This is a genomic window from Thioalbus denitrificans (assembly GCF_003337735.1).
In the GTDB taxonomy this organism is placed as follows: domain Bacteria; phylum Pseudomonadota; class Gammaproteobacteria; order DSM-26407; family DSM-26407; genus Thioalbus; species Thioalbus denitrificans.
Map to the genome: position 1 here is coordinate 1 of NZ_QPJY01000014.1, position 19,961 is coordinate 19,961.

General features: G+C 67.7%; 15 protein-coding genes. 9 read left to right on the forward strand and 6 right to left on the reverse strand.

The features are described 5' to 3' along the window. Nucleotides 1–98 precede the first annotated feature (98 nt). From DFQ59_RS17610 to DFQ59_RS17625, 4 genes are all read right to left on the reverse strand, one after another. A complete protein-coding gene (locus DFQ59_RS17610) occupies nt 99–1,451 on the reverse strand; it encodes a cyclic 2,3-diphosphoglycerate synthase (RefSeq protein ID WP_114281049.1) in 1,353 nt (450 codons plus the stop codon). Between the two features lie 397 nt (nt 1,452–1,848). Then, a complete protein-coding gene (locus DFQ59_RS17615; RefSeq protein ID WP_114281050.1) occupies nt 1,849–2,373 on the reverse strand; it encodes a DsrE family protein in 525 nt (174 codons plus the stop codon). Nucleotides 2,374–2,509: 136 nt separating this feature from the next. Continuing rightward, a complete protein-coding gene (locus DFQ59_RS17620) occupies nt 2,510–3,085 on the reverse strand; it encodes a TetR/AcrR family transcriptional regulator (protein WP_114281051.1) in 576 nt (191 codons plus the stop codon). 212 nt (nt 3,086–3,297) lie between these two features. Continuing rightward, complete coding sequence (locus DFQ59_RS17625) at nt 3,298–3,717, reverse strand: hypothetical protein (RefSeq protein ID WP_114281052.1); 420 nt, start codon at nt 3,715–3,717, stop codon at nt 3,298–3,300. Between the two features lie 435 nt (nt 3,718–4,152). Between DFQ59_RS17625 and DFQ59_RS17630 the strand changes: the two genes are divergently transcribed. From DFQ59_RS17630 to DFQ59_RS17670, 9 genes are all read left to right on the forward strand, one after another. Next, nucleotides 4,153–4,530, forward strand: a complete 378-nt coding sequence (locus DFQ59_RS17630; protein WP_114281053.1) for a c-type cytochrome — start codon at nt 4,153–4,155, stop codon at nt 4,528–4,530. 168 nt (nt 4,531–4,698) lie between these two features. Next, a complete protein-coding gene (locus DFQ59_RS17635) occupies nt 4,699–7,884 on the forward strand; it encodes a response regulator (protein WP_114281054.1) in 3,186 nt (1,061 codons plus the stop codon). A gap of 8 nt (nt 7,885–7,892) precedes the next feature. Next, nucleotides 7,893–8,285 carry a response regulator gene (locus DFQ59_RS17640; protein WP_114281055.1) on the forward strand — a complete coding sequence of 131 codons (393 nt, stop codon included), beginning with the start codon at nt 7,893–7,895 and terminating at the stop codon, nt 8,283–8,285. Next, nucleotides 8,278–9,918, forward strand: a complete 1,641-nt coding sequence (locus DFQ59_RS17645; protein ID WP_114281056.1) for a diguanylate cyclase — start codon at nt 8,278–8,280, stop codon at nt 9,916–9,918. Before DFQ59_RS17640 ends, DFQ59_RS17645 begins: the two co-directional genes overlap by 8 nt. 134 nt (nt 9,919–10,052) lie before the next feature. Continuing rightward, nucleotides 10,053–11,153, forward strand: a complete 1,101-nt coding sequence (locus DFQ59_RS17650) for a polyamine ABC transporter substrate-binding protein (RefSeq protein WP_114281057.1) — start codon at nt 10,053–10,055, stop codon at nt 11,151–11,153. 127 nt (nt 11,154–11,280) lie between these two features. Beyond that, nucleotides 11,281–12,423, forward strand: coding sequence for an ABC transporter ATP-binding protein (locus DFQ59_RS17655; protein WP_114281058.1), 1,143 nt, complete (start codon nt 11,281–11,283; stop codon nt 12,421–12,423). Beyond that, the gene (locus DFQ59_RS17660; RefSeq protein ID WP_114281059.1) at nt 12,420–13,424 is read left to right on the forward strand and encodes an ABC transporter permease subunit; all 1,005 of its coding nucleotides are present in this window, start codon (nt 12,420–12,422) and stop codon (nt 13,422–13,424) included. Before DFQ59_RS17655 ends, DFQ59_RS17660 begins: the two co-directional genes overlap by 4 nt. Beyond that, entirely contained in the window at nt 13,421–14,257 is an 837-nt protein-coding gene (locus DFQ59_RS17665; RefSeq protein WP_114281060.1) for an ABC transporter permease subunit, read from the forward strand. The genes DFQ59_RS17660 and DFQ59_RS17665 overlap by 4 nt, the downstream gene beginning before the upstream one ends. A gap of 208 nt (nt 14,258–14,465) precedes the next feature. Continuing rightward, nucleotides 14,466–16,604: a putative bifunctional diguanylate cyclase/phosphodiesterase gene (locus DFQ59_RS17670; protein ID WP_170142212.1), complete on the forward strand. Its 2,139-nt coding sequence runs from the start codon at nt 14,466–14,468 to the stop codon at nt 16,602–16,604. A gap of 73 nt (nt 16,605–16,677) precedes the next feature. On the opposite strand, the gene DFQ59_RS17675 is transcribed toward DFQ59_RS17670, so the two are convergent. Together DFQ59_RS17675 and DFQ59_RS17680 are read right to left on the reverse strand one after the other, a co-directional pair. Beyond that, nucleotides 16,678–17,790, reverse strand: a complete 1,113-nt coding sequence (locus DFQ59_RS17675) for a Glu/Leu/Phe/Val family dehydrogenase (RefSeq protein WP_211314991.1) — start codon at nt 17,788–17,790, stop codon at nt 16,678–16,680. Nucleotides 17,791–18,024: 234 nt separating this feature from the next. Further along, nucleotides 18,025–19,749: an AMP-binding protein gene (locus DFQ59_RS17680; protein ID WP_114281062.1), complete on the reverse strand. Its 1,725-nt coding sequence runs from the start codon at nt 19,747–19,749 to the stop codon at nt 18,025–18,027. Nucleotides 19,750–19,961: the final 212 nt, after the last annotated feature.

Genomic DNA, 19,961 nt, shown 5'->3' on the forward strand with positions numbered 1-19,961 from the left:
ACACGGAACACGGAACACGGAACACGGAACACGGAACACGGAACACGGAACACGGAACACGGAACACGGAACACGGAACACGGAACACGGAACACCCCTCACGCTTTGTCCGCCAGCCCCCGTTCCCGCAGGAAGGCGTCCACCAGCGTTCCCAGTCCCGGCTCGCCCACCTCGGCGAACTCGTAGCGGGCGTGCACCACCGGCTTGTCCAGCTGCAACAGGGCGCCCAGGTCGCAGGGAGTGGCGGCCACCACCACATCGGCCGCCACGGCATTGATGGTGGCCTCCAGCGCCCGCAGCTGCTCCGGGTTGTAGCCCACCGCGGGCAGCACGGGACCGATGTGGGGATACTGGTCGAAGACCGCGGCGATGGCCTCCGTCGCGGCACTGCGCGGATCGACGATGGTCGCCGCCTGGGCCCGGGTGGCGGCAACGAAGCCGGCGCCGTAGGCCATGCCGCCATGGGTGAGAGTGGGCCCGTCCTCCACCACCAGCACCCGCCGGCCGCGGACCGCCTCCGGGTTGTCCAGCGTGACCGGGGAGGCGCCGCGGATCACCGCCGCGCCGGGATTGATGCGCCGGGCCGCCTCGGTGACGGCCTGGATGTCGGCGTCGGCGGCGGAGTCGACCTTCGCCACCAGGATGATGTCGGCCATCCGCAGCACCGCCTCGCCGGGGTGATGGGTGGTCTCGTGGCCGGGCCGGAGCGGGTCCACCAGGACCAGGTGCAGATCCGGGCGCAGGAAGGGAAAGTCGTTGTTGCCGCCGTCCCAGAGCAGGATGTCCGCCTCCGCGCCGGCCCGCTCAACGATGGCGCCGTAGTCCACACCGGCGTAGACCACGCTGCCCAGCGCCAGGTGCGGTTCGTACTCCTCGCGCTCCTCCACCGTGCAGGCGGCCGCGTCCAGGTCGGCGCGGGTGGCGAAGCGCTGTACCGCCTGCCGCTCCAGGTCGCCATAGGGCATGGGGTGGCGGATGACCGCCACCCGCAGGCCGCGGGACTTGAGCCGCTGGGAAAGCCAGCGGGTGGTCTGGGACTTGCCGCAGCCGGTGCGGACCGCCGAGACGGCAATGACCGGCACCGCCGCCCGCAGCATGGTGCGTTCCGGCCCCAGCAGGAGGAAGTCGGCGCCGTTGGCCAGTGCCACCGAGGCGGTGTGCATCACGTGGGCGTGGCTGACGTCGCTGTAGGCGAACACCACCTGGTCCACCGCCTCGCGGCGGCACAGCGCGGCCAGACCCGACTCCTCCACGATGGGGATGCCCTCCGGGTAGAGGGGGCCGGCCAGCGCGGGCGGGTAGCGGCGCCCGGCGATGCGCGGTATCTGGGCGGCGGTGAAAGCCACCACCCGGCTGCCGGGATCGTCGCGGTAGATCACGTTGAAGTTGTGAAAGTCCCGCCCCGCGGCGCCCATGATCACCACCCGCAGGGGAACCTCGCCCGCTGCCATCGCCGCCTCCCCGGTCCGTGGCCCACTAACAGTCTAGTGTACTGCGCCACTCCGGGAGGCACATTCAGCGAGTTGCCGGCCGGTCAGATGCAAGGGCGCTTGCGCAGGAAGGGCAGGCCCCCATTCAAGCGGGCGCAACGCCGCAGATGGCCGGCCGGCGGCGCGCCCGCAGGGAGTCCCCCGAGAGCACCATGACCGCGTTGCAGCGCTTGACAGGGGAACAACCATTGCCTGCGCACTGCGCCTTGTCCTGGCGCTTTCGGGGGGCTCTGAACGTACCTCCAGGAGTGGGGCAGTACACTGGTGCACCGCGCCGTCGGCGAATGGCCGGGAAACCCTCTGCCGGAGACAAAAAAGCCCCCGCATCGCGGGGGCAGGTCGAGGGAGGAAACGGTCGTTACTGCTGCTTCAGCTCGGGGTGTTCAAGGTAGCGCACATCCTTCACCGACAGGGGCAGCGGATTCACGTAGGCGTAACCCTGGGACTGGAGGGAGGCGATCTCGGGGAAGCCCGCGGGGACGACGGTGATGAACCCGTGCATGTCCTCGGCGCTGAAGCCGGCGGCCCGCATGGCGTTGTTGCACATGCGGAACTCCACGCCCTGCTCGGCCAACTCGGCCATCTTGTCCACCACCGGCTGGTATTTCTCGTAGTTCTCCTTGGCGAAGACCCGCAGCTCCGGCCCGTGGGTCACCACCACCATCTTGCCGTTCAGTTGCTTGGAGGTGTTCTTGACGAAGTTGTAGAGGATGTTGAGCTTCGCGGGGTCTTCGTAGTTCACGTCGAAGACCGCGTTGATGGTCTGGTACTCGTGCATGTCGGTTGCGGCCGTGCCGTAGGGGGCGAAGCCCTCCGCGGCATGGGTGGGCCCGAGGGCGAACAACAGCGCGGCGGCGGCCGCAAGGATGCTGGTTCTCTTCATCTGGCAATTCTCCGCACAATCATGATTGGAGAGGACCGGTGGCATGTCCCCTGTGTCACGCCTGCCCGCTGGGCGGCGCTGTCGCGGCATCCGGCCTGTGTGGTCCCGGACCGTCCGCGGTCCGGTCGTTGTGGATTCAGTTCGCGACCCGCTGCCTCAGCCAGGTCTTGAGGCGATCGGTCTCGCGTACGATGGCGCCGGGATCATGAAAGGCGTTTCCCACCAGGCTGGCGCCCTGCAGCGCCATCACCAGGTGTTCCGCGCCACCGCCGGGATCGGCCGCACCGAGAATCCGGAACTGCTTTTCGCTCCATTCCCGCAGCAGCAGGAGCGGCCTGGCCGCCAGCCCGGCCATCCGTGCCCCGGCCCGCGACAGTTCGTAGCAGAGGCTGCCGATGGGGCAGCCGTAGCGGGCGTCGATTTCGGAGTCCTCCCGCCAGATATCCACCAGGGCCTCGAGGCGGGCGAGGGGAGGTCGATCCCGCTCCCACTCCTCCATGCGCCGGGTCAGCTCCGCCATCCGGGCGGTGATGATCTGCTCGACCATGCTCTCCTTGGTGCGGAAGTAGTAGTAGATTCCGCCCACCGGAACATGGGCCTCCCGGGCGATATCCGCCAGGGTGGTGAGGTGATAGCCCTGCCGGTGCACCACCGCCTCGGCCGCCTGCAGCAGGCGTTGGTGCTTGTCGATGGAACGCTGTTGTCTGGTCATGAATAAAGTAAGTTGGCTGACTTAAATAAAGGCCGGAAATCGAACCCTGTCAAGCGCGGCGTCGTTGTCGGTCATGGCTGCCGCCGCTCCAGGGCTGGAGGGGAGCCCGGCCGGTGAGCTTCCGGAGTGGAGCGGCGTCGTGGTACCCGCCTCAGCTGTTCCCATGCACCGCTGTGGCGGCGGAACGACTGTTCCGCGGCGGTAATCCCTGTTCAGGTATCCGCGCCCCAGTCCTCATCGTCGGCAAAGCCCTCGTCCGATGATTCCGGATCGAGGGTCTGTTCTTCATCGAGGGGGGCGGATAGCGGTTCCGCGTCCGGCTTCCGCCGGGCGGCACTCTGGCTCGATGAAGCCAGCCGGACCCGCAGTTCCCGGGCCCGCTGATCGGCCAGCAGAGCCGCCCGCGCCGCCTCGAAGTCGGTCAGGGTGGCGTCCAGGTCCTGGAGCGTGTCGGGCTCGACCCAGCGCACCCGTTCGAGCACCCGGGCGGCCTCGAACTCGACGATGGCGCCGCGGCGGCCGTGGTAGAGGTAGATACGCCCCGGGGTGACGGGCTCCGGCAGCTGGGGATCACGGATGACCAGCGTGCTCCGCAGCCCGGCCTCGAGCCAGCCGAATATGATGCCGTTCACTTCTGTGCGACTTTTCCTGCCCATGTTCCGCGCACCTTTCTCAATCAGGTCGTTCTGGATGGCCCCGGGCTTTCCTGGGCCCGGAAGGTCCGACCCGGATCCGGGCCGGCGGCATCCTCCGCGCGCCGATATTACGACGAATTTCCGTATCGGGTCACCGGGTCTGGCGCGGCTGATTCATGGGCTGCCGGCCCGGAATCCGGGAAAATTTGCCGATGGTCAGCCGTGATTCTGACAACTGTCTGACGAAAAACAAAAAATAGCCTGCGGTCACGGCATGCCCTAGACTGTCCCGTAAGGGCGGTTGGAAGACTCCGGCCGGCCCGGGGCCGTACCGGGGAGCGGGCGGCAATCCAGGGTGGCGATCGCCGTGAAGTGTGCCAGGGACAGGGTGTCAAACAGCGGTGGGGCGATCGCGGCATAACGAGGTGAACCATGAAGAACCGCGTTGCGGGCGCAATCGCGCTGCTGATGGCTGTTTCCGGATCCTTCGCCATCCAGGCCTCGGAGGTGGATCAGGCGGCGGCCGAACGGGGGCGTGAGCATTTCAAGCTGTTCTGCACCAACTGTCACGGCCTGTCGGGGGAGGGTAATGGTCCCCTGGTGGCGATGCTCAAGATCCAGCCTGCGGACCTGACCCAGCTCGCCCGTAGGGATGGCGGTCATTTCGATGCCGAGCGGGTGCTGAAAGCCATCGACGGACGCCATGAGGTGGGTTCGGAAGGCACGAGAAACATGCCGGTATTCAGCGAGAACCTGGCCATCAGCACGGTCATCGATCTGGTCGAGTACCTCAAGACCATCCAGCGCTGAGACCGGTCCTGCCGGATCCAGGGGCGCAATCAGCCGCCCGGGCGTCTGCCCCGGGCGCGCTTAATCTCGCATTGCCCGGTTCAGGGGCGCTAAACTGAACCCGGTGCTCCGGCGCTGGACCCGGGTTCAGCCGGTGCCGTTTCCGAGACAAACCGGCGGCGAGAGAGCGTGAAATTCAGCGTCCACTTCAATCAGCCAACACGCATCGTCCTGCTGGTCGCGCTGGCGCTTCTCTCCCTCCTTGGCAACTACCAGGCCTTCCCGCTCTTCTTCCGCGTCGAGTTCCTCTTCGGCAGCATCGCCACGCTGATCGCGCTGCAACTGCTGGGTCGCCCCGCCGCGATGCTGGTGGCGGTCGTGGGGTCGCTGTACACGCTGCTGGTCTGGGGGCACCCCTATGCGCTCATCATCGCCCTGCTGGAGGTGGCGGTGGTGGGAATGCTCTCCCGCAGCCTCGTGCGCAGCATCGTGGCCGCCGACATCCTCTACTGGACCTTCCTCGGCGCACCCCTGTCCATCCTCTTCTATGCCGGGTTGATGGGTGCGCCCAGCGAACAGGCGGCGCTCATCGGGATGAAACATGCCCTCAACGGGGTCTTCAACGCCATCGTCGCGAGCATGTTGCTGTCGGTGCTGGTGCTTTATCAGCGCGGCTCCGGCCGGGGCATCGTGGTCCACAGCCTCTCCCTGCGCAACCTGGTGCTGAATATCCTCATCACCTCCGTATTCATGCCCTCGCTGGCGCTCATCGTCTACCAGAACCGCAACGCCTTGAGCGAGGTGCAGGCCGCCCTGGAGGGAGAACTGATCCTCCACGCCCGATTCCTGAAGGATTTCGTCGCCTCCGGCGCCCGGGAGCCGGATTTGCCCAGGATCCGCCGAGTGCTGGAGGTCTGGTCGCGGGGGGACGGGATGCACACGTCGCTGTTGCGAGCCGACGGCTCGGTACTGCTGAGCACGACCACCGCCCAGCGGATCCGGAGAGTGCTTGGCACCGGCAGGCAGACCCTACTGGGAGGGGGGCTGGTGCTGTGGGTGCCACCCGGCACCATGCCCGAGGTGGTGCGCTGGAACGAAGCCAGCTACTTCGTCCATGAGATGGTGGGCGTCGGGGAGATCGGGTCGGTGCTCGTACAGGTGCCGGCGGCGGAGAGCCTGCACCAGTTGGAGCGGACCTACCTGGAGGCCTTCCGGCTGCTGGGCGGCATCACGCTGCTGACCCTGCTGCTCGGGCCCGTGGCGAGCCATCTGCTGGTCCGGCCCCTGCGCCAACTCTCCGAGGTGAGCCGTGATGTCCCGGCCAAGCTGATGCACGCCACTCCCATCGACTGGCCGGTGAGCGGTGTGAACGAATTCGCCCGTCTGACCGAGAATATCCGCTTGATGGCCACCTCCCTGGGACGGACCTTCGCCGAGCTGCGGGCCGCCCGCGACGAGCTCGAACGTCGGGTGGAGGAACGAACCGCCAGCCTCAAGGAGAGCGCCGCCCGCACCCAGGCCATCGTCGACAATGCCGTGGAGGGCATCATCACCATTGACGAGGAGGGGCTCGTAGAGAGCTTCAATCCCGCCGCCGAGCGAATCTTCGGCTACTCTGCCGGTGAGGTCCTGGGGCGCAATGTCTCCATGCTCATGCCGGAGCCCTACCACACCGGTCATACCGGCTACATCCGCCGCTACCTGGAGACCGGCGAGCCGCGGATGATGGGGGCGGGCCGCGAAACGGAGGGTCGGCGCAAGGATGGCACCGTGTTCCCGCTGGAGATCGCGGTCAGCGAGGTGCCGTTTCCCGATCGCCACCTGTTTACCGGGATTGTCCGCGACATCAGCGAGCGCAAGAAGATGGATCGGATGAAGAGCGAGTTCATCTCGACGGTCAGCCACGAGCTGCGCACGCCGCTGACCTCCATCCGCGGCTCCCTGGGGCTGGTGATCGGGGGCATCTCCGGTGAGCTCCCGGAGCAGGCCCGGGGGTTGATCGAGATCGCCAGCAAGAACAGTGAACGCCTCTCCCGTCTCATCAACGACATCCTCGACGTGGAGAAGATTGAGTCGGGGCACATGGCGTTCGATATCCGCCCGGTCGCCCTGTGGCCCATCATCGAACAGGTGATCGAGGCCAACCAGGCCTATGCCACCCAGTACGGGGTGCATATCGTGCTCGAATCGGTGGACGAGGGGCTTTCCGTGCTGGCCGATCCCGACCGGCTGACCCAGGTCTTTACCAACCTGCTCTCGAACGCGGCCAAGTTCTCACCCCAGGGTGGCACGGTGAACGTCGCAGTCGCGGAGAACGCCGGCGAGGTGCGCATCGCCATAGCCGATCAGGGCACCGGCATTCCCGAGGAGTTCCGGACCCATGTATTCGAGAAGTTCTCCCAGGCGGACGCCTCCGATACCCGCCGCAGCGGCGGCACCGGTCTGGGCCTGAGTATCGCCAAGGCCATCGTTGATCGGCTCGGCGGACGCATCGATTTCGAGTCGATGCCGGGCACGGGTACCACCTTCACCGTCGACCTGCCCCTTTGGTCCGGTCCCGGCGCCCAGGTTTTCACCCGCCGGAGTCCTGGCGTCCGCGGCCGGGGGCGGGGCATAAGCCGGGTGCTGGTCTGCGAGGACGATCCCGATGTGGGCAACCTCCTGCGCCTGATGCTGGAGCAGGAGGGGTATCGTGCCGATATCGCCACCAGCCTCGGTCAGGCCCGCACCCTGCTGGCCAAGGAGCGGTATGCGGCCATGACACTCGATATCATGCTGCCGGACGGCAACGGTCTCGAGCTGCTCCACGAGCTGCGCCGGGATGAGCGTACCGTGGACCTGCCGGTGGTCATCGTTTCGGCGGTGGCCGACCTGCACCGGCAGGAGGTGGACGGCGAGGTCCTGGCGGTGGTTGATTGGTTGCGCAAGCCCATCGACCAGGACCAGCTGATTCGGGCGGTACGGCGCGCGGCCTCAGGGCCGCGCCCGCGGATTCTGCACGTTGAGGATGATCCGGATGTGCAGCGGGTGGTTGGGGACATCCTGCGGGATTTCGCCCAAGTGGAGGTGGCGAACAACCGCACCGATGCGGAGGCGGCGCTGGAGCAGGGCGGCTTCAGCCTGGTGATCCTCGACCTGGAGCTTCCGGATGGTTCCGGACTCTCGCTGCTACCCGTGGTGGGACGCTTCCATCCGCCGATTCCGGTGGTGATCTTCTCCGCACACCAACACAATCATGCGTTGGCCGACGAGGTGGCGGCCGCCCTCGTGAAGTCGAGAACGACAAACCACGAGCTGGTCGCCACCATCCGTGGCATTCTCGGCGAGCACGGGAAGCTGCCGGTAGCCGCGGATGGCCACCCCGAGAGGAGCTGAGGGAAGCGATGAGCACACAGCAACTGCGCCGAATTCTCTGTGTCGAGGACGAGCCGGACATCCAGACCGTGGCGCGTCTGGCCCTCGAGACGTTGGGCGGGTTCGAGGTGGCGTTCTGCGATACCGGACCGGAGGCCATCGAGAGGGCTCCCCGCTTCGGACCGGACCTGATACTGCTGGACGTCATGCTGCCGGAGATGGATGGCCCCCAGACCCTGGCGGCACTCCGACAGTTGCCGGAGCTGGGTGCCGTGCCCGTCGTGTTCATGACCGCCAAGGTGCAGCCGGGCGAGGTACGCCGCTATCTCGAGCTCGGCGCGGTCGACGTCATCGCCAAGCCGTTCGATCCCATGGTGCTGCCCCAGCGTGTTCGCGCCATCTGGGAGCGGGTGCATGACTGAACGCCAGCAGGAATTCGAACAGCAACTCGCCGAACTCCAGCGGGGGTACCGGGTGCGCCTGCCCCAGCGGGTCGCCGCCATCGCCCTGGCCTGGAACCGCCTGAGAGAGCCGCCGGGAACCGGGGAAGCGGCCCTGGACCTGCAGCGGCTCGCGCACAACCTGGCCGGGTCCGGGACCGCCTTCGGTTTTCCCGCCGTGAGCAAGGCGGCACGGGATCTGGAGACGGTGATCGAGGCCTGGCCCGGTGTCGGAGAAGGGGCGGTCGAGGAGGCGCTGGCCGTGCTCCACGGCACCGTCACCGAGTTGGCCAGCCAGGATGCCGGTTCCGCTGCCGCGGCGGCCGGGGCAGTGAAGACAACACCGTTACTGGACCTGGTTCTGGTGGCCGATTCTGGCAGCGAGCCCTGCCGGGAGCTGGCGGCGCAACTGGGCCATTACGGCTACCGTATCGAGCAGCTGCGGGATTCCGTGGCCCTGGAACAGCGCCTGGCCCAGAAGCCACCCGCGGCACTGATCGTCGATGCGAGCCACGGCCGGGGCAAGTTCTCGGGCATCGAGCAGATGGTCCACCTGCAGGAGTCCGGGGTTGCGCTGCCGCCGGTCTTCTACCTTTCGGACCGTGATGATGCGCGCACCCGCCTGGCTGGGGTGCGGGCCGGTGGTGCAGGTTTCTTCATCAAGCCGGTGGATGCCATCGACATGGCCGCGGCGCTCGAGCGCCTGATCCCCCATGAGTCACCGGAGCCCGGTCGGGTCCTGATCGTCGACGATGACACCGTTCTCGCCGCCCGTCATGCCCTGGTGCTCGAACAGGCCGGGATGCGTACGCGGGTGGTCAACGACCCCCTGCGGGCGCCCGAGGAACTGGCCGATTTCCACCCCGACCTCGTGCTCATGGAACTCTACATGCCCGAATGTGACGGGCTCGAGCTGGCGGCGATCATCCGCCAGCAGGAGGCCTACATGGGCACCTCCATCGTCTTTCTCTCCAGCGATACCGACACCTCACTGCATCTCCATGCCCTGCGTGCCGGCGGGGACGACTACCTGGTCAAGCCGTTGCCCCCGGAACGGCTGGTGGCCTCAGTGGCGGCACGGGTGCAGCGGGCCCGCACCCTCAACACCTTCATGGCGCGGGACAGCCTGACCGGGCTTTACAACCATTCGCGCATCGAGGAGCAGTTTCTCCGTGAACTGGCCCGGGCCCATCGCCTGGGGACGCCGTTCGCCTACGCGTTCATCGACCTGGATCACTTCAAGCAGGTCAACGACGTCTACGGCCACGCGGCCGGCGACCGCGTGCTCATGAGCCTGGCCCGGCTGCTGGTTCACCGTCTGCGGCGCACCGACCTGGTGGGACGCTACGGCGGGGAGGAGTTCATCGTGGTCCTGCCCGACACCGACTGGGAGCAGGCCATGTCCATCATCGACGAGTTGCGGGAGAGCTTCGCCGGCATCCGCCACCAGATCGCAGGCAGCGAGTTTCGCGTCACCTTCAGTGGCGGGGTGGCGGGCTTTCCCACTTTCTCGGATGCCGTGACTCTGGCCCGGGCCGCCGATCAGGCGCTCTACACGGCGAAGCGCACCGGCCGCAACCGGGTCGTGCGTGCGCCGCTGCCGCGACCGGGCTGACGCGCATCGGCGTGTCTGGCCCCCGGCTGGAATTGACAGACCTGGACACGCGACCGAAACTCGCAACCCCGGCTCCGGTTACGGTCAGGCGCCGGGACCGTAGCTGAAGTTCCCGACCCGAGGGGGATACAACCATGCCGAGGAAGTTCGCCAAGCTGCTGGCCGTATGCCTGGCCTTTACCGCTGCGGCCGTCGCCGCCGCCGAGGAACCGGTGGTCAACGTCTACAACTGGTCGGACTATATCGCCGAGGACACGCTGCAGCAGTTCGAGGCGGCCACGGGCATCAAGGTGGTCTATGACGTCTATGATGCCAACGAGGTGCTGGAGGCGAAGCTGCTCGCCGGCGCCAGCGGCTACGATGTCATCTTTCCCTCGGCGCAGCCCTTCGCCGAGCGCCATGTCAGCGCCGGTCTCTACCGGCCGCTGGAGCGGGACAAGCTGCCCCATTACGGCAACCTCGACCCGGACATCCTCGGGGCGCTGGCGGATTCGGACCCTGGCAACGCCCATCTCGTGCCCTACATGTGGGGAACCACCGGCATCGGCTACAACGTCCGGATGGTCCGGGAAATGCTGGGCGACGAGGCACCGCTGGACAGCTGGCGGCTGATTTTCGATCCTGCCATCGCCAAGCGGCTCGCCGGCTGCGGTATCAGTGTGCTGGATGACGAGCAGGAGGCCCTGGCCGCTGCGCTCACCTACCTGGGCAAGGATCCCAACAGCACCGATCCGGCCGACATCGAGGCGGCGGCGGAGGCCTTCGCGCAGGTGCGTCCCTTTATCCGCTATTTCCACTCCTCCCAGTACATCAACGACCTTGCCAACGGCGACCTGTGCGTGGCCCACGGCTACTCCGGCGATGTGCTCCAGGCCCGCGATCGGGCCGACGAGGCGGACAACGGTGTGGAAGTGGCGTTCACCATTCCGCGGGAGGGGGCGATCCTCTGGATCGACGTGATGGCAATCCCCGTCGATGCGCCGCATCCGGACAACGCCCACCGCTTCATCGACTTCCTCCTGCAGCCGGAGGTGATCGCGGACATCAGCAACTACGTGGCCTATGCCAATGCCAACAGTGCCGCCACGCCGCTCCTGGACGAGGAGGTGCGCGACGATCCGGGCATCTATCCCCCCGCCGCGGTCAAGGCCCGCCTGGTCACCGCCAAGGTGATGCCGCAGCAGCTGCAGCGGCTCCGGGTCCGCACCTGGACCCGGATCAAGACCGGGCAGTGAGCGAGCGGACGGCCTGAACGCGGCGGCTGTGCAGCCCCCCGCCGGGCGCGGCCGCCGCCGGACAACCTCTGAGCCTCGCCGCTGGCGTCCGTCGGGCGCCGCCGGCATTTTCGGGAGCCGTCGATACATGGCATTCCCCAAACGGGAGCAGACCCGCTTCGAACCCTGGCAGGATCCGGCCACGCGGCCGTTTCTCAGGATCGAGAACGTCACCAAGACCTTCGACGACCTCTACGCGGTGGATGCGGTCACGCTGAACGTCTACCAGGGCGAGTTCTTCGCCATGCTGGGCGCATCCGGGTGCGGCAAGAGCACGCTGCTGCGTCTCCTGGCCGGGCTGGAGCGTCCCACCGCCGGGCGCATCATCATCGACGGCCAGGACATGACCGAGGTGCCCCCCTACGAGCGCCCGGTGAACATGATGTTCCAGTCCTACGCCCTGTTCCCCCACATGAGCGTGGAGCAGAACGTGGCCTTCGGCCTGCGCCAGGAGCGCATGCCCCGGGGCGCGGTGCGCGAGCGGGTGGCGGAGATGCTGGAGCTGGTGCGGATGACGCCGCTGGCCCGCCGCCGACCCGACCAGCTCTCGGGCGGCCAGCGCCAACGGGTCGCGCTCGCCCGCTCGCTCGCCAAGCACCCCAAGCTGCTGCTGCTCGACGAGCCCCTCGGGGCGCTGGACCGCAAGCTGCGCGAACATACCCAGTTCGAGCTGGTGAACATCCAGGAGCGCACCGGCATCACCTTCATCATGGTCACCCACGACCAGGAGGAGGCGATGACCATGTCCACCCGCATCGCGGTGATGGAGGCGGGCCGGATCATCCAGGTGGGGACTCCCGCCAACATCTACGAGTATCCATCCAGCCGCTTCGTGGCCGAGTTCATCGGGGCGGCCAACGTCTTCGAGGGGCGCGTGGTCGCCGACCACGACGGCCGGCTCCTGATCCATTCCGAGGCGATTCGCGGCGACCTGCTCATGGAACATGCCCAGCCCCTGGCGCCGGGCACCCCGGTCACGGTGGCGCTGCGCCCGGAGAAGCTGGTGGTGAGCGAGAGCGAGCCGGAGGGCGAGGTGAACCGCGTCGTCGGCACCGTGGCGGAGATCGCCTACCTGGGGGATGTGTCCATCTACCACGTGCGCACGGCCGGAGGACAGGTGGTCCAGGTGCAGCTGACCAACATTTCCCGCCTGAGCCAGCCCCGGCTCACCTGGGACCAGGAGGTCTATCTCTCCTGGCAGCCCGGCAGCGGGGTGGTGCTGACCGCATGAACGGCCGGCCGCGGAGACCACCGGCCCGGGCCATCCCCGACACCGTCTTCGGGCGGGTCTGGACCTGGCTCAGCGGCCTGCCGCTGTGGTCGCGGGTGCGCGGGGTGGCCAGGCTCCTGCGCGGGCGCGGGCTGGTGACGGCGCTGCCGTTCCTGTGGCTGCTGATCTTCTTCCTGGTGCCCTTCGTCTTCGTGCTCAAGATCAGCCTGGCCGAGCCGGTGCTGGGGCAGCCTCCCTACAGCGCGCTGGCCACCCTCTCCGAGGGCTTCGTCCAGCTGCGCATCAACCTGGGCAACTACCTGTTCCTGCTGCAGGACACGCTCTACGTCTCGGCCTACCTGAACTCCATCAGGATCGCGGCGGTCTCCACCCTGTTGTGCCTGCTGATCGGCTATCCCATGGCCTACGCCATCGCCCAGGCGCGGCCGGCGCTGCGCAACGTGCTGCTGATGCTGATCATCCTGCCGTTCTGGACCAGCTTCCTGATCCGGGTCTATGCCTGGATCGGCATCCTCAAGAGCAACGGGCTCGTCAACAACCTGCTGCAATGGATCGGGCTCATCGACCAGCCGCTGCCGCTGCTGCACAGCGACTTCGCCGTCTACGTGGGCATCGTCTACTCCTATCTTCCCTTCATGGTGCTGCCCCTCTACGCCACCCTGGTGCGCATGGATCCGGCCCTGCTGGAGGCGGCCAAGGATCTGGGCTGCCGGCCGCTGAAGGCGTTCTGGCGCGTGACCCTGCCCCTGTCCATGCCCGGCGTCATCGCCGGCTCCTCGCTGGTGTTCATACCGGCGGTGGGCGAGTTCGTCATTCCCGACCTGCTGGGCGGGCCCGACACGCTGATGATCGGCAAGGTGCTGTGGACGGAGTTCTTCACCAACCGCGACTGGCCGGTGGCCTCGGCGGTGGCGGTGGCCATGCTGCTGTTCCTGGTGGTGCCCATCGCGCTGTTCCAGCGTACCCAGGAGCGGCAGGCCGAGCCGGGTGAGCCGCGGTGAACGGCCGGCGCCCGTTCTGGCTGTTCACGGCGCTCGCCTTCGGCTACGCCTTCCTCTACGGCCCCATCCTCTCCCTGGTGGTCTACTCCTTCAACGCCTCCCGGCTGGTGACGGTGTGGGGCGGCTTCTCCACCCGCTGGTACGGCGAGCTGCTCGCCAACGAGCAGATCCTCGCGGCGGCCTGGCTGAGCCTGCGCATCGCCGCGCTGAACGCCTCCGTGGCGGTGGTCCTGGGGACCCTGGCGGGTCTGGCCCTGTCCCACTTCGGCCGGTTCCGGGGGCGCACGCTGTTTTCGGCCATGGTGAGCGCGCCGCTGGTGATGCCGGACGTGATCCTCGGCCTCGCCTCGCTGCTCCTGTTCGTCTCCATGGGGCAGCTGCTGGGCTGGCCGGAGGGGCGCGGCGTCACCACCATCACCATCGCCCATATCACCTTCAGCATCGCCTACGTGACGGTCATCGTGCAGTCCCGCCTGTCGCAGCTGGACGAGTCCATCGAGGAGGCCGCGCTGGACCTCGGCGCACGGCCCTGGAAGGTGTTCCTGGTCATCACCCTGCCCATCATCGCCCCGGCGCTGCTGGCCGGCTGGCTACTGGCCTTCACCCTGTCGCTGGACGACCTGGTCATCGCCAGCTTCGTCTCCGGCCCCGGCGCCACCACGCTGCCTATGGTGGTCTACTCCAGCGTCCGCCTGGGCGTCAGTCCGCAGATAAACGCGCTGGCCACCATCATCGTCGGCCTGGTGACCGCCGGCATCGTGGTGGCCGGACTGGTGCTGCACCGGCGCGACCGCCGGGCCCGATCCGGCCCTCCCGAGCCCGTTGCCCGTTAACAAAATTTTACTTTCCATCGACAGCCCGGATTATCGGTCGCAGGCATATCGCTATACTCTGGATGGAACGGCCGGCCGCGGGCGCGCCCGGGGAGGGGGAGGAAGATGCCGGCCCGGCCTGGCCGGGAGGCACTTCGGCACTTTCGCGTCAGCAGGTAAATCCATGCATGCACCCGTATCCGCGGGTGCCCGGGGAGGGCGAGGACGGATGGGAGAGACGACAGGGACGACTCACCAGATCGCTCTGGCAGTCGACGACGACCCGTCCATGCGCCTGATGTTGCGCAAGACCCTGGAGCGGACCGGGCTCGAGGTGCACGAAGCGGGAAACGGCCAGCTGGCCCTGGATCGGTTCCAGGAACTCCACCCGGATATCGTGCTGCTCGATATCAGCATGCCGGTGATGGATGGTTTCCGGGCCTGTACCGAGATGCGGCGGCTGGAGAACGACCGCCAGACACCCATTGTCATGGTGACCGGCGCCGATGACCACGACTCCATCCGCCGCGCCTACGAAGTGGGCGCCACCGACTTCATCACCAAGCCCATCAACTGGCGCATCCTGAGCCACCGGGTCCGGTACATGCTCCGCGCCAGCCAGACCATGCGCCAGCTCCGCGAGAGCGAGATGCGCAATCGCGCCATCCTCGAGGCGATGCCCGACATCATGTTCCGTATCGCCGCCGATGGCACCATCCTCGATTTCCGCCCCGGACAGGCCTCCGCCCTGGATCTGAAAACCAGCCGGCCGGTGGGCCGTACCGTGAGCGAGGTGCTCTCCGGGACCACCGGCACCCTGATGGAAAACCACTTGCGCCGCGCCCTGCGCGCCAACGGGATCCAGCAGTACGATTTCGAGGTCAAGAGCGCCCTGGAGGAACGGGTCTACGAGTCACGCCTCGTGGCCAGTGGCCGCGACGAGGTGTTCGCCATCGTCCGCGATGTCACCGACACCAAGCGCGCCGAGGAGCGAATGCGCCAGCTGGCCTACTTCGACGAGATGACGGGGCTGCCCAACCGGCAGTTCTTCAAGGAACAGCTGGAGCAGAGCATTGCCCAGGCCCGGCGCTACAAGCGCCAAATGGCGCTTCTGTTCGTGGATCTGGACCGCTTCAAGCGCATCAACGATACCCTCGGTCACAACATCGGCGACCTGCTGCTCAAGCGCGTCGCCCACCAGATTTCCCACTCGGTGCGCGAGAGCGACGTGGTGGGTCGGGCGGGGGTGGAGGAGCTGGGCCAGATCGCCCGCCTGGGCGGGGACGAGTTCACGGTGGTGCTGAGCGAAATCAAATCCCCCGAGGAGGCCGCCCAGGTGGCGCGCCGCATCCAGGAATCCCTGGTTCAGCCCATGAAGGTGGGGGGCTACGAGATCGTCATCACCCCGAGCATCGGCGTGGCCATCTATCCCGATCACGGCGAGGATCTCAATACCCTGCTCAAGAACGCCGACGTGGCGATGTACTACGCCAAGGGCGAGGGGCGCAACAATTACCAGTTCTACACGCCCGCCATGAACGAACGGGCGTTCGACCGCCTGACGCTGGAGAATGCGCTGCGCCGGGCCCTGGACAACAACGAGCTGTTCATCCACTACCAGCCCCAGGTGAACCTGGAGAGCGGGGAGATGGTGGGCGTCGAGGCGCTGGCCCGGTGGCAGCACCCCGAACGCGGGCTGCTGTCGGCAGGCAACTTCATACCCCTCGCGGAAGAGACCGGCCAGGTGATACTGATCGGGGAATGGGTGCTGCGCCGGGCCTGCGAGCAGCATTGCGAATGGCTGCAGGCGGGGCTGCCGCCCCTGCGCATGGCGGTCAACCTCTCCGGGCTCCAGTTCCGCCAGGAGGGGCTGCTGTTTCTCCTGCGCGACGTGATCGAGAAGACGGGCATCGATCCCGCCTACCTGGAGCTGGAGGTCACCGAGAGCATCCTGATGCAGAACACCGAGCAGGCTCGCGAACGTGTGCAGGAGCTCAAGGACCTGGGCGTGACCCTGGCCGTGGACGATTTCGGCACCGGCTACTCCTCCCTCAGCTATCTCAAGAACTTCCCGGTAAAAACCCTCAAGATCGATCAATCCTTCATCCGCAACGTGGCGGAGGATGCCGACAGCATGGCCATTACCGATGCCATCATCGCCATGGCCCACAGCCTGGGCATGCGGGTTATCGCCGAGGGGGTGGAGAAGGATGAGCAGCTGAACTACCTGCGCCGGCAGAACTGCGACGAGGTCCAGGGTTTCCTGTTCAGCCGTCCCGTGGCGCCGGAGGTGATCGACGAGCATTTGCGCCGGCAGGCCGAGGGCGTGCTGCTCCCGGACCAGCCGCTCCTCGCCGCGGCGGAGTGAATTCAACGCCAGGGCGCAATTCTCTTGGCGTCTTGACGTTGAATCCTCGCAGGTCCAGCGCGGGGATTACCGCTCAGAACACCGACCAGCGGCGGTAGGACATGGCCCGCTTCACCCGCCGGGTGGCCAGGTCGATGGCCGCCTGCCGGGGCAGGACACCCTGGCTGCGCACCGTGTCGAGCACCTCGCGGACATTGGCGCGCAGCTTCTCCTCGATGGCCTGGAAGGCCTGGGTCTGGGTGCCGTGCAGGTACTCCACGGCGGCGCAGATCACCCCGCCGGCGTTGGCGATGAAATCCGGCACCACCAGCACGCCGCGCTCGTGCAGGGTCTGTTCCGCGTCATGGGTGATGGGGATGTTGGCGCCTTCCACCACCAGCCGGGCCTGCAGCCGGTCCACGTTGTCGGCGTGAATGACGTCCGGGCGTGCCGCCGGAATCCAGATCTCGCAGGGCACATCGATGATGCCGTCCACCGGCAGCTTCACGCCCCGGGGGTGATCGGTCACGCTGCGCCCCTCGGCCTTGAGGGCGATGAGCGCCTCCACGTCCAGTCCGTCCGGGTCGTGCAGGGTGCCGCCGGTGTCCGCGGCGGCCACCAGCACCGCGCCGCGCTCGGCCAGGAAACGGGCCGCATGGGTGCCCACCGCGCCGAAACCCTGGATGGCCACCCGTGCGCCGTCCAGGCCGAAGTCACAGAAGGGCAGGGTCACCTCCACCACGTGGCCGATACCGAAGCCGGTGGCCCCCACCTGGTCCAGGGGGATGCCGCCCACCACCCGGGGCAGCCCCACCACCCGGTCGATCTCGTCCTTGATCCAGGCCATGCAGGTCTCGTCGGTGCCCATGTCCGGGGCGAAGATGTATTCCTTCTCGCTCTCCATGGAGCGGCACAGGGCGCGGATGAGCCGCTCCTTCCCCGCAACCGGCATCTTGGGATCGCCGTAGAGCACCACCTTGCCGCCGCCATGGGGCAGCCCCGCCGCGGCGTTCTTGAACGTCATCGCCCGCGCCAGCCGGAAGCACTCCTCGGTGGTGACGTCCGGCGCCATGCGCACGCCGCCGATGGCCGGCCCCGCCGCCACGTTGTCCACCACCAGCACCGCCCGCAGGCCTGTCTTCGGCTCCCAGGTGTGCACCACCTTCGCCGGCCCCAACTCGTCGGCGAACCTGAACACATCTTCCATCGTATCCTCCCGTGTCGACCCAGTTCGGCCTGGATGATTCAACGCCAAGACGCGAAGGCGCCAAGACGCCAAGGAAAGGAAGGGTTGGTTCGGGAGGGGGTGGCCTGGCGACCTCTCCCGCGGACATTGAGCCCGGGCAGACGGCACCACCTCTCACCGTGTGAATGCCGCCGCTGCAGCGGACTCCGCCGGAACCATTGAACCTTTGCGTCCTGGTGTCCTTGCGTCTTGGCGTTAACGATTTCCCCCTTCCCCGAGCGTTTTCTCCATCGCCTCGCGCATGCGGAACTTCTGCAGCTTGCCGGTGACGGTCATGGGGAACTCCGTGACGATGCGCAGGTGGCGCGGCACCTTGTAGTGGGCGAGGTGCGCCGCGCACCACTCGCGCAGGGCCTCGACCGCCTCCGGCCGGCCCGGCTTGAGCTGCACCCAGGCGGCAACCTCCTCGCCCCAGTAGTCGTCCCGCACTCCGAACACCGCCGCCTGGGCCACCGCGGGGTGGGCGAACAGCACCTCCTCGATCTCGCGCGGATAGATGTTCTCGCCGCCGCGGATGATGAGTTCCTTCAGTCGCCCGGTGATGCGCAGGCTGCCGTCGGCGTCCATGCTGCCCAGGTCCCCGGAGTGGAGCCAGCCGTTGGCGTCCACTGTCCTGCGGGTCGCCGCCTCGTCGCCGTAGTAGCCCTTCATGACGTGGTAGCCGCGAAAGCAGACCTCGCCGCTCTCGCCGCGGGGCAGGGTGGCGCCGCTCTTGACGTCCACCACCTTCACCTCCTGGTGGGGAAGGTTGCGGCCCACCGTCTCCGTGCGCAGGCCCAGGTCGTCGTCACGACGGGTGAGGTGGGTGAGCGGCGAGGCCTCGGTCTGGCCGTAGCCGATGAGGATCTCCGGGCAGTGCAGCGCGCCCATCACCCGTTTCAGCAGCGGCACCGGGCAGGGCGCGCCGGCCATGATCCCGGTGCGCAGGCTCTCCACCGCCCGCGGCCGATCCGCCTGCGCCTCCAGCAGGGCGATGAACATGGTGGGCACTCCGTGGACGGCGGTGCAGCGCTCCGCCGCGATGGCGTCCAGGCAGGCCCCGGCATCGAAGTGCTCCGCCGGCAACACCAGGGCGGCTCCCGCAGAGAGGCAGAGCAGGTTGGCCAGCACCATGCCGAAGCAGTGGTAGAAGGGTACCGGGACGCAGAGCCGGTCGGCCGGGGTGAAGCCGAGCAGGCGGGCGGAGAACCAGGCGTTGTTGAGCAGGTTGTGGTGGGAGAGCAGCACCGCCTTGGGGAAGCCCGTGGTGCCCGAGGTGAACTGGATGTTGATGGGGTCGTCCCGGTCCAGGGCCGCCGTGGCCGCCTCCAACTCCGCGGCGTCGACGCCGCGACCGGCCTCCAGCACTTCGTTCCAGAGATTGAAGCCTGCCGCCGGCCGGGCGGGATCCGGGTCGCGGGGGTCGAAGAGCACTACCCGGCGCAACGCGGGGAACCGGGCGCTGCGCCAGTGACCGCCGGGTGCGGTGACCAGCTCCGGGACCTCCCCCGTGAGCATCGACACGTAGTCGCTGTGGCGGAAGGCGGGGATCAGGAACAGCCCCTGCACCCGGGCCCGCTCCAGCGCGTAGGCCAGCTCCCGCGGACGATAGGCGGGGTTGATGTTCACCAGCACCGCGCCGATGCGCGCCGTGGCCAGCTGCAGCAGCAGCCACTCCACGTTGTTGGTGGACCAGACGCCGACGCGATCGCCACGGCCGAACCCCAGCCCCAGCAGGCCGCGGGCCAGCCGGTCCGCCGCCGCCATCAGCTCGCCGTATGACAGGCGCCGCCCCTGGTGCCGGGAGATCACCGCCGGCGCGCCGGCCTGCGCCGCCGCCACCGACCGGAGATGCGCCGGCAGCGTCGCGCCCAGCAGGGGTTCGACGCCCCCCAGGTGGCAGTAGCTCGGCGCGCCGGAACGGCCCGGAACGGGTGTCATCAAACCGCACCTCCTCGCGTCGGTGCGCCCGCATGCCACGGGCGCCGACCAAATCCCTGAGAATAGTATGGCAGCTGCGGCGTGAAGCACTGTTCCGCGGTGGTGGAGGTGCGCACATTTGCAAAGCTCCTCCTCGCCACGCCATCCTGAGGCGGCTCCGGCGCATTCCGGGCACGGAAGTGGCCGGACCCCGGCAACCGTGCCACCACCAG